This is a genomic window from Flavobacterium sedimenticola (assembly GCF_030053345.1).
Classification (GTDB): Bacteria; Bacteroidota; Bacteroidia; order Flavobacteriales; family Flavobacteriaceae; genus Flavobacterium; species Flavobacterium sedimenticola.
The window spans coordinates 133,735-148,449 of the sequence record NZ_JASGBP010000002.1; the positions used below are offsets into that span (position 1 = coordinate 133,735).

Sequence of the window (14,715 nt, forward strand, 5' to 3'; positions counted from 1 at the left end):
ATGGAAAAACACGATTTATTACACGAGTTTCCTGAATTTCAGGAAAAAATACACGAGCTTAAGGTTTCTGATGCGCATTTCAGAAACTTGTTTGATGAATATCATGAAATTGAGCATCAAATTCATCGAATCAACATGGGCTCTGAAGTAGCCAATGATAATTTTTTACACGAATTAAAAGCCCGATTTTTATTCCTTAAAGACGAAATATACGCCCGATTGAATCAGTAATTTTTAAAGTTAATTGAGTTAGAAGCCACGTTGAAAAGCGTGGTTTTTTTATATTTTTTGAAAAGCGCTGAAAGCCGTAATGATTCCGGTTATAAAAATGAGCACTAAGACAATGTTTTTGAATTGCGCTTCCGATATTTTAGTCAAAATTTGCCTTCCTATATAGGTGCCAATAATACTTACTACAAACAAAATCGGAATCAGGTACAAATCATCCCGATGAATATAACCGTTGAGGCCGTAAACAATGGTTCTGCTGCTGTCTATCGCTAAATCAATCACGGCTGATGTAGCAATAAACACTTGCATTTTTAAGTTAAAAGCGGCCAGTGTCATGCCCCTGATGGCGCCACCGGTACCGATTATTCCGGCCACAAAACCCGAACTGATACCGCCGAGAATACTGTTAGGGGTTGTGGGTTTGATAACAGTATCTTTAAAAAGTAAAAAGAAAAGACTTAATATTATTAAGAAAAGGGATAAGGCTAATTCCAGCCATTTAGAATCGATAAACCGACTCCAATACGAGCCAATCACTACAAAAATAACCGCCGGTATGCCTAGGGTAATAATCAGTTTCCGGTCGACACCTCCACGGAAGAAACCGATTTTAGTTATATTGCTCAACACATGAAACAGGGCAGTAACACCTAAAACGGAGTGAAAATCGAGAAAATAACCGGCAATCGGCACAAAAAATAACGAAGAGCCAAAACCACCAACGGTGCCTAAAATTTCGGCCAACAAGGCTAAAAGAATAAAGTAAACCAGGTATTCCAAAGTTGGTGATAAAAGATAAAACGGTTGATAAAAGCTTTACAAAAATATGATACGGTTTACTGCCGTCGGTTTTTATTGTACATTTCGTTTTAAAGATAAACAAATTTTATCTGATAAAAAACATGATGGCTATGGTGTAGAATGGCTTTTACGGGTGTTGATTTTAAACAATAAAAAAGCCAGTCTCTTCAGACTGGCTTTTTTTGGTAAAGGTAAAATATATCTTAGATAACGTTTACATTAACAGCACTTGGTCCTTTTTGTCCGTTTTCTACGGAGTAAGTTACCGTGTCGTTCTCACGTACCGGTTCATTTAAACCGCTAGCATGTACGAACACATCATTGCCACCACCGTTTGGAGTGATGAATCCGAAGCCTTTCGCTTCGTTAAAAAACTTAATTGTTCCTTCGTTCATAAAAATATTGAATTAATAATAGAACAAAGATAATTGTTTTTTGCAAAAAGTTTATCTATTTTTCTGAAAAATTGAAAATATTTCAAAAATAATATTTAAAATAGCGATAAAATTTAATATTTTTTAAAAAGAAATGGTGTTGTTTCAGACTTTTACGCCTCAAATTTTAATGGCTTTTCTTATGCTCTTCTGTGTTATAGGTACCCTTGACAAGTTTTTCAATCTCAACTTTGATGGCGTAAACTCTTTTTCTGTTACCACTATTCAACTTTTTACAATAGTTTAAGCTGTGCATACCAATAAATCGTTACAAATGTGTTTTCTTTTGTTTTCTTGTGGTTTTTCTGATAAAAAAGAAGTAAGGCGCCACTGCTATCCAAACTAAAACGCAAATCCAGAGTCGGCCTTGCTCAATATGATAGTCCAGCATCATCGTGTTGAAACTTTTGCCCGAGGCATAACCGAGTCCGAATTCAAATGTAACGGTCAACAGCATCCAATAAATACCCAGCAGTAACGATTGAACAGTTGATGTCATGGGATGTTTTTTAAAAATGAAGTACATATATAACCCGAGCCAGGCGATGAGTACTACCGAGGCAACTTGGTGAGCTATTAAAGCACCGATATATTTCGCATATCCTAAATCACGAATAGTACCGTTTACCACAGCTATCGGTATCATAGGAAGCCAAAATATAAACCATCGGAATAGAAAATTCATTTATATTTTGTTAGGATTAGTGACCGCTTCAACCTTAGACAGTCATCGAAAAGAGTTGGGTTTCGGGTGTTTTGCGTTTTAATCTCAGGTCAAAAGCCATGCAAATATTGCGTACAAAAGGTTTTCCTTTTTCGGTAACGGTTACCTTGTTCTGCGAAATGACGAGTAAGCCGTCTTTTTCCATTTCGTGCAGTTGCACCAATACCTCAGGTAAGCCTTCAAAATACAAGGCATCATTTTGCCAAGAAGTATCAAATTGACACATTAAATTTAATATGTGTTTTCGAATGATTAAATCTTCTTCATTCAAACGATGTCCTCTGAATACGGGCAATTCGTTTTGGGCTAGTCGCGCATAGTACGCTTCTAATTCTTTTTCGTTTTGGGCAAAAGCATACCAACTATCACTAATGGAAGAAACTCCCAAGCCAATCATCAACTGGGTTTTCGAAGCGGTATAGCCCATAAAGTTACGGTGCAATTTTCCTTCTTTAAAAGCCACATACATACGGTCATCGGCCAGTGCAAAATGATCCATCCCAATCTCATGATACCCTTTGCTGGCTAAAAGCTTTTTGCCTACTTCATAGAGTTTGCGCTTTTCGTCGTCTTTGGGGACATCTTCATCTTTAAAGCCACGTTGACCGTTTCCTTTAATCCATGGAACATGCGCATAGCTGTAAAAGGCTAAACGGTCCGGACCTAATGATTTTGTTTTTTCAATAGTGTCAATTACATTGTCTAAAGTTTGGAACGGCAAGCCGAAAATTAAGTCATGCGAAACCGAAGTATAGCCAATTTCTCTGGCCCAAAAAGTGACTTTGGCCACATTGTAAAACGGCTGAATGCGATGAATAGCGGTTTGCACTTTTTCAGAATAATCCTGAACACCGAAACTTACCCTCCGGAATCCCAAGTCATATAACTTTTGCAGGTGTAATCGGGTAGTATTGTTAGGATGTCCTTCAAAGCTAAACTCGTATACTTTTGCTTTTTCGGCTTTACTGAGAATTCCGTTGATGAGTCGTTCTAAATTGTCAACCGAGAAAAAAGTTGGAGTTCCACCGCCCAAGTGAATCTCTTTAATGATAGGCTTTTGCGGGAGCAGTTCGCAATACATCGCCCATTCTTTGAGCACGGCATCAATATACGGATGTTCCACTTCGTGACGCTTGGTAATGCGTTTATGGCAACCGCAAAAAGTACAAAGACTTTCGCAGAAAGGGAGATGTATATACAAGCTAATGCCTTCGGCAGCATTACTTTCATTAAAACTTTTAATCAGTGTTTCTTTCCATATTTCAACCGAAAACGTAGTCTCATCCCAATAGGGAACCGTAGGATAACTGGTATACCTCGGACCGGGAACATTATATTTTTGGATTAAAGAAAACGACATAGCTACATTTTTTTCAAGATCAAATGTAAGATGCGAATGCATAAATAAAAATGACAATTGTCATGTAGTGGTATCGGTCTGATAATTTAACAGAGAATAAAAAATATTGATTTTGTGAAAAGAAATAAAAAAAAGTGTTCATTTGTAGGAATTTAGTATTTAATTTATATTTTAGTAAAAAAATCCCTCTCTTGAAAACATTAAGATTAGCTCTCGTTGCCCTGTTAACTCTTTTTACCTTATCCATTTCAGCTCAAAGTTCTTGTCCGAATTCCGATTTTGAATCGGGTGATTTATCAGGTTGGCAAGGTCAAACCGGTTACTGTTGTCCTATATTCACAGCGCCTTCGGGTATTGTTAACGGAAGACATACCATTATGTCCGGTACAGGAACCGATCCCCATACCTGTGGTGCCGTACCGGTGGTAGCTCCGGGTGGGTTGTATTCAGCCCGCGTCGGTAATGATAACTCCGGTGCGCAGGCCGAAACCTTGTCGTATACTATGACAGTAACGCCGTCATCTTCCTTATTTATTTATAAGTATGCCGTAGTGCTTGAAGATCCCGGTCATAGCCCATCAGAACAACCTCGTTTTCAGGTGAGGGTGCTCAATGCAGCGGGGCAATTGATTGATCCGGTTTGCGGAGTATATACCGTAGTAGCGGCTGCCGGACTGGAAGGTTTTCAAACCTGTATAAGTCCGATTAGCGGGGGAGAAGTTCGCTATAGGAATTGGACAACTGTTGGGCTTAACCTCAGTGCTTACATGGGACAAACCATTACCGTTGAGTTTGAAACCGGAGATTGTTCACCCGGAGCCCATTTTGGGTATGCATATGTGGATGCCTATTGTTCGCCTTTGCAGATTGGAGCCACGTATTGTACCGGCTCTTTTGCTGCCCAGTTAACTGCCCCTATAGGATTTACGTATTTGTGGAATACCGGAGAAACGACACAATCTATTGTGGTAACTAATCCGAATGCCGGTCTTACGTATACCTGTACTATGACTTCGGTTACCGGTTGTACGGTTAATATTTCTACGGTACTACAGTTAGAAGATCCCGTAGCCGATTTCACGATGACCAACACGTGTTATAATAATGCGGTTTTTGAAGATACAACTGTATTGGTAAATCACAGTTTATTGGATAGTTACTTATGGGATTTCGGTGACGGCACCACTTCTACCGAACACAATCCTACCCACGTGTTTCCTTCCAGTGGTACCTATACCGTTACTTTTACCACATTTAATGCTTTTGGTTGTACTACGACCAAGACACAAACCATTACGGTTTATATGGCCCCAACAGCACAAATCACCTATGGACAGAGTAGTTTTTGTACTTCGGATACCGCTGTTAAAACAGTAACGCTTACCGGAACCGACCTATATACAGGAGGTACCTACAGTGTTTCTCCGGCTACCGGCTTGAGTTTTAATGCGGCCACCGGAGAGTTCAACCCAAGTACCAGTACACCGGGAACCTATCAGGTTTCCTATACCATTCCAACCACTAACAACTGTACGGTACCACCGGTTACCATTACCATTACTATTTACCAATCGCCCTCAGCCTCAATTCAGTATACGGCACCGGCATTTTGTAATCTCATCAATTGGTCACAACCGGTTTCGCTTACCGGACTCGGACAAATTACAGGGGGTACTTATACTGCCACACCGGCAGGTCTCAGCATCGATCCGAATACCGGTTACATCACACCCTCTGCCAGTGCAGCCGGCTTGTATCAAGTAACGTATACCACACCTCAAGTAGGAGGGGTATGTAGTTCCGTAGTGGCTGCTACTCAAGTTACAATTATTGCGGCATCTACGGCATCCCTTCAATATGCTACCCCTTTTTGTAATTCACTGACCACTCCGCAATCCGTCACAATTACCGGAACGGGGAATTATTTGTCGGGAACATTTTCGGCTACGCCTCCGGGACTACAACTTAATGCCAATACCGGAGCTATCATCCCAAGTCAATCTCAAGTAGGAAATTATACGATTACTTATATCATTCCGGCCGGTGGCGGTTGTGCCGCAGTTACCGAATTCGCTACGGTTACCATCACCGAAATGCCTACCGCAGCTATTAGTTATGCCGATCCGTTTTGTATGTCGTTAAACACACCTCAAGCGGTATCCCTTACCGGTACGGCTGCTTTTGCGGGAGGGACTTACAGTGCACCGGCCGGACTTACTATTAATGCTTCTAACGGAGGTATTACACCAAGTACCAGTACTGCTGGATTGCATCAAATAACGTATACAATGCCTACCCTTGGCGGTTGTTCGCCGGCACCCGTTTTTACAACGGTCAGAATCGATCCTTTGCCGGCTCCGCAATTGTCTAATTTTGCCATCTGCGAAGACCCGAGAGGACAGGTTTTCCGACCGGCAATTTTGAATACCGGTCTGAGTGATTTACTTTACAGCTGCCAATGGTTTTTAAACGGCACGCCGGTGTCACCCCCGATTACGTCAAATATTTACACTGTTGCGGCTCCGGGTAGTTACTCGGTGGTAGTGACAGACAATCAAACCGGTTGTGTAGCACCGTCGGTTTCTTCTACAGTTTCTACGGCTGTAACAGTGGAAGATTTCTACGCTTACATAACAGATACGTTCAATCAAAATAATACCATGACGGTAGTTGTACAAGGAGGAACGGGACCTTATTTGTATTCGTTAGACAACGGACCATTTCAGGAGTCTAATGTATATACCAATTTATCCTCAGGCGTGCATCAAGTATCGATTACCGATGTGAATAATTGTACCGATGTTACTAAAAGTGTTATGGTGTTAGGGTATCCTAATTTCTTTACTCCTAATGGTGATGGAGCCAACGATTTTTGGAATATCTACTATTTTGATAATCAACCCAATGCCAAGATTTATATTTTTGATCGTTACGGTAAATTGTTAACCCAATTGAGTCCGCAAAGCCCGGGGTGGGACGGTACTTACAACGGAAAGTTGTTGCCGTCGACTGATTATTGGTTTATGGTGGAATTTAAAGATTATAATGCCGAAGGGGAAAAGGTTTGGCAAACTTTCCGTTCACACTTTTCAATGGTGCGATAAATACCTCTCCGTTTTTTTCAAGAAGTTAAAACAAAAACCGCCACGATCCCTCATGGCGGTTTTTTTACTTTATGTCAAAGCATTACTCGTATCGGTTAGGACCAAAATAACGTTTGGTGAATGACTTTCTTCTCTTGACTCGATACGATTGCTTTTACAAAATTGGTAGTTCTCTTTCAAAAAACTGTTGCACAATTATTATAAAATGTTATAAAATTGTCATGTGTTGATTTAGATGTTCAGTTGTTCGTGAGCAAGGACCGAAAACGGTTAATCTAAGCGCTGTTTATTGTTTTACAAATTGTACTTCAGCACTTAGTTTGATATCTTCACCTACCAAAACACCACCGGTTTCTAAGGCAGCATTCCAGGTTAAGCCGAAATTTTTACGGTTGATGCTTCCGTTTAATGATAGCCCGATTCGGGTATTTCCCCATGGGTCTTTCATTAAGCCACTGTATTCCGCACCTAAAGAAATATTCTGGGTAACATCCTTAATTGTTAAATCGCCTTTAATTTCGTATTGCCCCTCATTTACTTTTGTTATCGAGGTGCTTTTGAAAGTCAGTGTACCAAAAGTATCGGTGTCAAAAAAATCGGCACTTCGCAAGTGATTGTCACGATCGCTGTTACCGGTATTGATAGATTTTACCTCGGCTGAAAAGCGAATTTCCGAAGTTTCAAATTGTGTTTCCTCGTTTTGGATATCCGCCGAAAAGGAATCAAATTTTCCTGATACATTAGTAAACATCATGTGTTTCACTTTGAAACCAATTTCTGAATGGGTTGGGTCTATAGCCCAGTTAGCTTTTGCCATAATTTTATTTTTTAGTTAAACGTTGTTATTGCTTTTAAACAAGACAAAATTACTGCGGTCACCAACAGTTATCACTTAATCTAGGTTAAGAAATGGATTTTTTTTCAAAAGAGAAGCAACTCATTTGTATGATTTACCGCTGTCTTTGAGTGTTTTGAAATACCGAAAAACCGTGAGATCATAATGTAATGCCTTACCGCCTTTGGTTAAATACCAACTGTAATCGTCATACAATTTACGGTATTGTTGGTAAATGGCATACGAGTCGGGATTTGTTTTATAATAAGCTTCAAATTCGTGGATAACTTTTACAAGCCGTTCTTTTGATACGATATCGCCATTAACTGCTGCCGTAAATAATTTTTTCACAACACCCGAAATCATGTAATGGTCGGTGCGTTGCTTTTCTTTTTGATAGGCTTCGTCGGCTGCTGCAAAGGCTGCTTTTTTTGATTTGGCTTCGTCAATCATACCGTTTGCAATCAACAAGCACACAAGCAAAGCGACATTAATTTTATTATGATCTACAAAATGGAATAGGCTATGATATCAAAAAGAGCGTACTCCTGAAATCAGATTACGAAAAGCGGTTTTGTAATGAAATGGCAATACTATGGCTATTTCATATTTTAATTTTTGTAAAGAAATCACAAAAGGGAACCGAATATTCTTTTTAATCTTACCTTTGAAATCTGAAGCCACAATCCTAAAACTATCCCGTGATGAATCCGAGTTCGATAAAGGAAAAGCTAAAGGAACGCATTAAGGAATTGGAGTGTTTGTATGAGATTTCCAATTTGCTTTACCAACAAGAAGGCCCTATAGATGCTATTCTAAACGCCGTTGGTTTAAGTGTCCAAAAGGCGTTTCACTATTCTGATGACGCAATCGTTGAGCTTCGTCTAGATGACTATCACAATATTACAGGAACTTTACCCAAGGAAACCATTTTTTTAGAATCCCGCTTGGATGCACTTGATGGCAGCTACTATGGTTACATCAAAGTACATTATCCGAAATCCGCTTTTACTGAGAGTCATTTTTTGAAAGAAGAGTTGGTGTTATTAACCGAAGTGGCCAATAGTGTTGGCGCATTTTATGAGCGTCATCTCAATAAAGAGCGTGAGGCAGTGGTTCGTAAAAATGCAGCATTGGTAGAGCGGTTGTCGATATTGGCTGAAATTACAGCCGGCATTGCCCATGAAATCAATACGCCTTTGGGCAACATTTTGGGCTATGCCGAATTGTTAGCCGAAAAAAAATTGGATGACGAAAGTACCCAAGACGTCCAAAAAATTCGAAGTGCAGCCATTTACTCACGTGAAATTGTAAAGAAACTGATGTTTTTTTCCTGCGAAATGCCTCATACTTCAGAATGGGTTGAAATTAAATCGACCCTTATGCAAGTACTGTCTTTCGTAGAGCACAAGTTTACCAAACAATCTGTTTTTTACCGTTTGGAGTTTGAAGATGATCAACTCAAAGCCCGATTGGATTCGGTACAATTTTCTCAAATCCTGTTTAATTTATTGCTGAACGCGCTCTATGTATCTCCAAAAAACAGTACAATAGTTATTAAAGTTACTCGGGACAAACACTTTTTTTACATAATCATAGCCGATGAAGGACCGGGTATTCCCGATGTTATCAAAGCAAAGGTTTTTGAACCGTTTTTTACCACAAAGCCCCTGGGCGAGGGAACCGGATTAGGGTTGAGTGTAGTACACGGCATTGTAAAAAGTCACCACGGCGATATTTTGATTCGCGATAACCAACCTCGAGGAACCGTTTTTACAGTGGTTCTTCCGTTAGCTACTGAATTATGAAATGGAATAAAGAAAATGTACTGATTGTTGATGATAATTACGACATGTTGGAGTTGTTGCGCCGCCATTTAAAGTCGTTAGACTATCATACCTATAAAGCCTCTTCGGTAACGGAAGCCATCGGTGTTTTGGAAGAAACCAATATCGATTTGCTGATTACCGATTTGCAGATGCCGGGTATGAATGGTATCGAATTGCTCAAATATGCAGAGGAACATTTTCCTTCAATTCCTAAATTGGTTATCACCGGATTTCCTTCAGTGGAAAGCGCATTGCATGCGGTAAAAGCCGGAGCCCAGGACTATTTGATTAAACCGTTTACGGCAGAAGAATTTAAAAAAGCCATCAAGCAAATGCTGCAAAAGGCTGCTGCTAACCCACTGCAAAGAGCGAACAAATCAGACGCTAAATATCACCCAAAAGAGCATCATTATGCCGGCATGGTAGGATCTTCTGAGTCTTTTTTGAAGATGACGGATGTGATAGAAAGAGTGAAAGACCTTACCGCTACAGTACTGATTCAAGGAGAAAGCGGTACCGGTAAAGAGTTAATCGCCAGAGCCATTCACTACCAGGGCAACAGAGCGAACCGTCCATTTATACCGGTCAATTGTGGAGCTATTCCGGAACATTTGATGGAATCGGAACTATTTGGCTATGTCAAAGGGGCGTTTACCGGTGCTCATGAAAACCGAACGGGTTTATTTCAAGCGGCACAAGGAGGCACCTTGTTTTTGGATGAAATCGGTACCGCTTCTCCCGCGGTACAAACCCGATTGCTCAGGGTTTTACAAGAAAAGGAGGTGACCATGATAGGCGCGCAAAAGCCCCAAAAAGTAGATGTCCGAATTATATCGGCCACCAACGCTGATTTGACCACCTTATGTCAAAAAGGAACTTTCCGAGAAGATTTGTATTATAGGTTGAATGTGGTACAAATTGAGACTGTGCCATTGCGAGACCGAAAAGCAGACATTCTTCCGATTGCGCAGCAATTGTTGCAGAAATACGGAGCCGAATACAACAAAGTAGGCGTAACACTCACGGATAAAGCTATCGAAATTTTAGTGCGATACAGTTGGCCGGGTAATGTTCGTGAACTCGAGAATGTAATTCAGCGGATGATTATTTTGGGAGATACAACTTTAGACATCGATACAATACCCAATTACCTCAAATACGAGTTGCCTGAAACAGCGACAGCATTATTGCCCCTGAAAGAGATTGAAAAAGCCCATATTCTCAAAGTATTGGCAGCGGTGGAAGGGAATAAAAGTAAAGCGGCAGCAATTCTTCAAATCGACCGCAAAACCTTACGCCAAAAGTTACTCTGAAACCTCATTTTTTTTGAGTAGTTTCTCCCCACTTGGGGTACTATTCTCCGGCCGTTTTTCCTCACTGAAAACACTTTCTGCTTTTAGTCATTTGTAAATCAGTGCGTTATGTTTTAGTATTGTGTACTGGCATGCCCTTTGTCTTCCTGGGCATAGCTAAAACATTGCATTATGATGAAACCCGAAGAACTGCCTGTTACTAAGAGACACAAAAACATCTCTTACCTTCAACACAATGAGGGTAAGAATCAAGTTGAAGAAACCCCGATACCATCAACGCCCATAAACCGCATTACTCCGGTTAATATTCCGCTTTTGGGATTGTGCTGCAATTGTGAACAATGGCGTGATTGTTATTGGAAAGAAAACCATAAAGTATTTTGCGAACACTATTATTAATTTTAATATGAATACAACAGTTGTAAAAAGCAGCATGTATGATACCGTTATGCGACAATTTAATCAAATAGCGGACAACATCAACTTAGACCAAAACATCCGAAAAATTTTAGAAGCTACGACCAATGAAATTGTTGTGCATTTTCCGGTGAAATTAGACAATGGCACCGTTAAGATATTTACCGGTTACCGGGTTCAGCACAACAATGTTCTCGGACCATACAAAGGCGGATTGCGTTATCATCCTACGCTGGATATAGAGGATGCTAAGGCTTTAGCCATGTGGATGACTTGGAAAACAGCATTGGCCGGTTTGCCTTACGGGGGAGCCAAAGGGGGAATACAATTGAATCCCCGAGAGTATTCGATGGCCGAACTCGAACGTATCAGTCGTCGTTTTACGTATGCCTTAGGCGAAAATATAGGTCCGGAGTACGATATTCCGGCACCCGATGTCAATACGAATGAGCAAACCATGGCTTGGATTGCAGATACTTACATGTCGACCAAACCGGCTGCCGAAAGATCGTGTCATAAACATGTTGTTACCGGAAAACCGGTCGGAACCGGCGGACTCGAGGGAAGAGATCGCTCTACGGGGTATGGTGTGTACCTAACCATTAAATTGTGGTACCAAAACAAGAACGAAAATCTGAAAGGAAAAACCTTTATTGTACAAGGCTACGGTAATGTTGGTTATTGGGTATCACACTTTTTAACCCAGGACGGCGCAGTCTTATTAGCGGTTCAGGATGCTCATGCTACTCTGTACAACCAAGACGGAATTGATGCTGAGAATTTACGTGAACACAGTAAACCATTACAAGGTTCTATAAAAGGTTTTTCGGGTGCTGTTGAAATGCCGGCCGAGGATTTTATGGGATTGTCTTGTGATGTATTAATCCCGGCTGCTTTAGGAAATCAAATTACGGCTGATAATGCTTATGCCATAAAAGCCGAGTTAGTGGCAGAAGGCGCTAACGGACCAACCGATGTGGAAGGGGAACGCATTTTACGGGATCGAAACATAGCGATAATTCCGGATATATTATGCAATTCCGGGGGTGTTATCGGTAGTTATTTCGAATGGCTTCAGAACAGAAACGGAGAGATTTGGACTATGGATGAAGTGATGGATAAATTGGAACGAAAACTGACTGAGGTTTTCAAAAAGGTAGCTAACATCGCCAAGGAAGAAGACCTGGATTGGCGTTCGGCGGCCTATATATTGGCCATCAGTCGTATTGAGACAGCCTATAAACAACGCGGAATTTTTCCATAATCAGTACATAATTTAAAGAGAGAAACATGAGATACGGGAAATTAGTAGTCGAAAAAAGAGAATACGAAAAGGTAAAAAAAATATTGGCAGGAGCCGAGTATTTGAATGATGCCGAACAGAAAACAGCCATACGAAAGTTGCAAAACGAATTAAGAGTGGCTGAACTCAAGCCTGAATTAGATATGCCGGATGATGTAGTGCGTTTAAATTCAACCGTTATTTTTCGCATGCCCGAAATGAGCTTGAAACGTTTTAAGATTGTATCACCCGAAGAAAGCGATATCTCTCAAAAGCGACTTTCATTGTTATCCCCCATGGGATTAGCGTTATTCGGTTATGCTAAAGGCGATGAAATTGAATGGCAATTTCCATCGGGTACCCGAACCATATCCATTATTGAAGTAGAACAGCCTAAAAATGACTTGTCATGATGCAGTTTGATGAAGCAACACAAAAATTGTGTTTGGTCAATTTGGAGCAGATTTTTGTGGAGCGCGACTTGCGCTACTGGAAATCGGAATTGGCGATTGCCAAAGTTGAGATGGCTTTTTGCAATAACTTATTTACTTTGATATTGCAGGAATCAAAGGTTCATAAACCTTCCAAATACCGCAATATTCTCGGAAAGCTCTCACAACTTCAACAAGCCACAACGGTTTTTGAAGACCGATTGCAACATCTTACATTACAGTTTGAAGGGTATTCGGAATGTGATGATATGCAATGCGACCAGTTTTATATGAGCAATCATTTGGATTTCAGGGAAAAAATTGAAAAGCATTTTTTGCAGTATCGAAAACTGAAAAAGAAACTCCTTTCCGTGATACATTCCACCAAAAACAGTTGATAAATTCAGGGAAATTACAATAACGGCATATAAGTACTGTTTGCCTGCAATGCAACCTGTTTCCGGTACACTACATAACTTACTTTGTGACAAAAGAAATTAGCGGTGTTTATGAGAATGGAAGAAGTCAAGGTCTTCCTCATTTATAATCGGAGTAATCCGGAACAGGTTTGCTTTGTTTTACGATTGTTTCATTATCTGCGGCACATTCCTATTTTTTGCTTCAGGTTATTTATGAGTCGCGTTACGATTTTCAGAAGGTAATCACTCTATTTCCATGGAAAACCGTTTAGTCGGCCCTAATCCAATCATCCCTAGAATTCAAAATAGGGCTCCTTTTCCGGTTGAATTTTAAAGCTCGGACCGGAAGAACAAACCGTAATTATCCCGGACTTCGTATTTTTTGCCATAAGATTCTAATCCCGATGCCAAACCTAGTTGTATTTTTTTCAGATCGATACCAACTCTGATATGGTTATACCCTCTATTGTGTATTGAACCCGTGAAGTTTTCCATCAGTTGAATTCGAGTGTAAAGCCTTAACGTTTGAGAAAGCTGCGGTCGGTATTCCAACATTGCCATAACATCGTATGAAGGCTTTTCCTTGAGATCTATGCGCGGTACAATAATCCACATCCAGTTGGATTTCTTTTGCATAAATTGCAGATTAAGGGAAGGCGAAAATCCCGGTACTGAGGCATAAAAGGTACCCAATCCTAGCTTCACATTTTTTCCAAGAGAAAGCATGAGATAGGATTGCGTCATGATTTCGGTTTCTTTTTCTGTATAACTTTCCAAAAGTGTACTCGAATGCGATATGCCCAGCCGATGGTTGATTTGACCTGAAAAGTTGTGTTGGTAACGATAAGCCCAATGCCCGCTGAAAACTTCAACGGGAATCGATTGGGCTAAAACCTGATGCGAGAAACACAACCATACAGCTATCGTTTTCAACGTTTCAAAAGGTTTCATTTTAGGCTTCATTTTTTGCTTTGGCAATCGTATAACGACCACCTCCTTTTAGCATTAGAGCTAGCGTTATACCCAATACTAACAAGTGGTATTCGTAACCTTCCCCTTTTTGGTTTCCGAACCAATTCATGAAAAATCCGTGTTCTAAATGACTAGTTACAATCATTCCGATAAAGATGGTAAACATCGCCAGTGCATTGAGTCGAACGGCGATACCTAACAGCAGCATGAGAGTCCCGAAAAATTGGATACCAATCACAAGCATTCCAATCAAATAAGGCAGGTTTGCCACCGTGGTAAAGTATTTCATGGTTTCGGTGTAGCCGAAGCCGCCAAACCATCCTAACAATAATTGCGCTCCGTGCGGAAAGATAACCACCGCCAGGGTTAATCTCAGTAATAGCAAGGCTCCGTTATCGAAAAATTGGCTATTGCTTGGGTTGTTTAAAAAAGTTGCTTTTTTCATTTTAGTTGTCTTTAAATTAATACCAAGTATGATGTTATTTATCCCTGCAAATTTTCATACATTTGAGAAGTAGAGCAATGAAGTCAATCAAGTAAAAGCGTTGACCTACATCAATCGG

Annotated in this window: 16 protein-coding genes; 8 read left to right on the plus strand and 8 right to left on the minus strand. The window is 40.4% G+C overall.

Annotated elements, in window-relative coordinates; all coding sequences use genetic code 11:
• Nucleotides 1-231: a YdcH family protein gene (locus QHT84_RS04805; protein WP_283238415.1), complete on the plus strand. Its 231-nt coding sequence runs from the start codon at nucleotides 1-3 to the stop codon at nucleotides 229-231.
• Nucleotides 232-279: 48 nt separating this feature from the next.
• Here QHT84_RS04805 and QHT84_RS04810 read toward each other — a convergent pair whose 3' ends face one another.
• From QHT84_RS04810 to hemN, 4 genes are all read right to left on the minus strand, one after another.
• Nucleotides 280-1,011, minus strand: a complete 732-nt coding sequence (locus QHT84_RS04810) for a sulfite exporter TauE/SafE family protein (RefSeq protein ID WP_283238416.1) — start codon at nucleotides 1,009-1,011, stop codon at nucleotides 280-282.
• A gap of 224 nt (nucleotides 1,012-1,235) precedes the next feature.
• Complete coding sequence (locus tag QHT84_RS04815; protein WP_283238417.1) at nucleotides 1,236-1,427, minus strand: cold-shock protein; 192 nt, start codon at nucleotides 1,425-1,427, stop codon at nucleotides 1,236-1,238.
• 307 nt (nucleotides 1,428-1,734) lie between these two features.
• Nucleotides 1,735-2,151 carry a hypothetical protein gene (locus QHT84_RS04820; RefSeq protein WP_283238418.1) on the minus strand — a complete coding sequence of 139 codons (417 nt, stop codon included), beginning with the start codon at nucleotides 2,149-2,151 and terminating at the stop codon, nucleotides 1,735-1,737.
• A gap of 34 nt (nucleotides 2,152-2,185) precedes the next feature.
• Complete coding sequence (gene hemN / locus QHT84_RS04825) at nucleotides 2,186-3,550, minus strand: oxygen-independent coproporphyrinogen III oxidase (protein WP_283238419.1); 1,365 nt, start codon at nucleotides 3,548-3,550, stop codon at nucleotides 2,186-2,188.
• A gap of 191 nt (nucleotides 3,551-3,741) precedes the next feature.
• Here hemN and QHT84_RS04830 point away from each other — a divergent pair, with 191 nt between their 5' ends.
• Nucleotides 3,742-6,654 carry a T9SS type B sorting domain-containing protein gene (locus tag QHT84_RS04830; RefSeq protein ID WP_283238420.1) on the plus strand — a complete coding sequence of 971 codons (2,913 nt, stop codon included), beginning with the start codon at nucleotides 3,742-3,744 and terminating at the stop codon, nucleotides 6,652-6,654.
• A 286-nt stretch (nucleotides 6,655-6,940) separates the two neighbouring features.
• Here QHT84_RS04830 and QHT84_RS04835 read toward each other — a convergent pair whose 3' ends face one another.
• Nucleotides 6,941-7,471 (minus strand): YceI family protein, encoded by a 531-nt coding sequence (locus QHT84_RS04835; RefSeq protein ID WP_283238421.1) that lies wholly within the window; start codon nucleotides 7,469-7,471, stop codon nucleotides 6,941-6,943.
• 120 nt (nucleotides 7,472-7,591) lie between these two features.
• Nucleotides 7,592-7,942 carry a hypothetical protein gene (locus tag QHT84_RS04840; protein WP_283238422.1) on the minus strand — a complete coding sequence of 117 codons (351 nt, stop codon included), beginning with the start codon at nucleotides 7,940-7,942 and terminating at the stop codon, nucleotides 7,592-7,594.
• Nucleotides 7,943-8,193: 251 nt separating this feature from the next.
• Here QHT84_RS04840 and QHT84_RS04845 point away from each other — a divergent pair, with 251 nt between their 5' ends.
• The 6 genes from QHT84_RS04845 (at nucleotide 8,194) to QHT84_RS04870 (ending at nucleotide 13,159) form a co-directional block, all read left to right on the plus strand.
• The gene (locus QHT84_RS04845; protein ID WP_283238423.1) at nucleotides 8,194-9,297 is read left to right on the plus strand and encodes a sensor histidine kinase; all 1,104 of its coding nucleotides are present in this window, start codon (nucleotides 8,194-8,196) and stop codon (nucleotides 9,295-9,297) included.
• Nucleotides 9,294-10,631: a sigma-54-dependent transcriptional regulator gene (locus QHT84_RS04850; RefSeq protein WP_283238424.1), complete on the plus strand. Its 1,338-nt coding sequence runs from the start codon at nucleotides 9,294-9,296 to the stop codon at nucleotides 10,629-10,631. Before QHT84_RS04845 ends, QHT84_RS04850 begins: the two co-directional genes overlap by 4 nt.
• A 171-nt stretch (nucleotides 10,632-10,802) precedes the next feature.
• Nucleotides 10,803-11,030, plus strand: coding sequence for a hypothetical protein (locus QHT84_RS04855; RefSeq protein WP_283238425.1), 228 nt, complete (start codon nucleotides 10,803-10,805; stop codon nucleotides 11,028-11,030).
• Nucleotides 11,031-11,037: 7 nt separating this feature from the next.
• Nucleotides 11,038-12,312 carry a Glu/Leu/Phe/Val family dehydrogenase gene (locus QHT84_RS04860; RefSeq protein WP_283238426.1) on the plus strand — a complete coding sequence of 425 codons (1,275 nt, stop codon included), beginning with the start codon at nucleotides 11,038-11,040 and terminating at the stop codon, nucleotides 12,310-12,312.
• 26 nt (nucleotides 12,313-12,338) lie between these two features.
• Nucleotides 12,339-12,743 (plus strand): GreA/GreB family elongation factor, encoded by a 405-nt coding sequence (locus QHT84_RS04865; RefSeq protein ID WP_283238427.1) that lies wholly within the window; start codon nucleotides 12,339-12,341, stop codon nucleotides 12,741-12,743.
• On the plus strand, nucleotides 12,740-13,159 hold the full coding sequence (locus QHT84_RS04870) for a hypothetical protein (protein ID WP_283238428.1): 420 nt from the start codon (nucleotides 12,740-12,742) through the stop codon (nucleotides 13,157-13,159). The genes QHT84_RS04865 and QHT84_RS04870 overlap by 4 nt, the downstream gene beginning before the upstream one ends.
• Nucleotides 13,160-13,510: 351 nt before the next feature.
• Here QHT84_RS04870 and QHT84_RS04875 read toward each other — a convergent pair whose 3' ends face one another.
• Together QHT84_RS04875 and QHT84_RS04880 are read right to left on the minus strand one after the other, a co-directional pair.
• The gene (locus QHT84_RS04875; RefSeq protein WP_283238429.1) at nucleotides 13,511-14,143 is read right to left on the minus strand and encodes a hypothetical protein; all 633 of its coding nucleotides are present in this window, start codon (nucleotides 14,141-14,143) and stop codon (nucleotides 13,511-13,513) included.
• Nucleotides 14,133-14,597 carry a DoxX family protein gene (locus tag QHT84_RS04880; protein ID WP_283238430.1) on the minus strand — a complete coding sequence of 155 codons (465 nt, stop codon included), beginning with the start codon at nucleotides 14,595-14,597 and terminating at the stop codon, nucleotides 14,133-14,135. The genes QHT84_RS04875 and QHT84_RS04880 overlap by 11 nt, the downstream gene beginning before the upstream one ends.
• Between the last annotated feature and the right edge of the window lie 118 nt (nucleotides 14,598-14,715).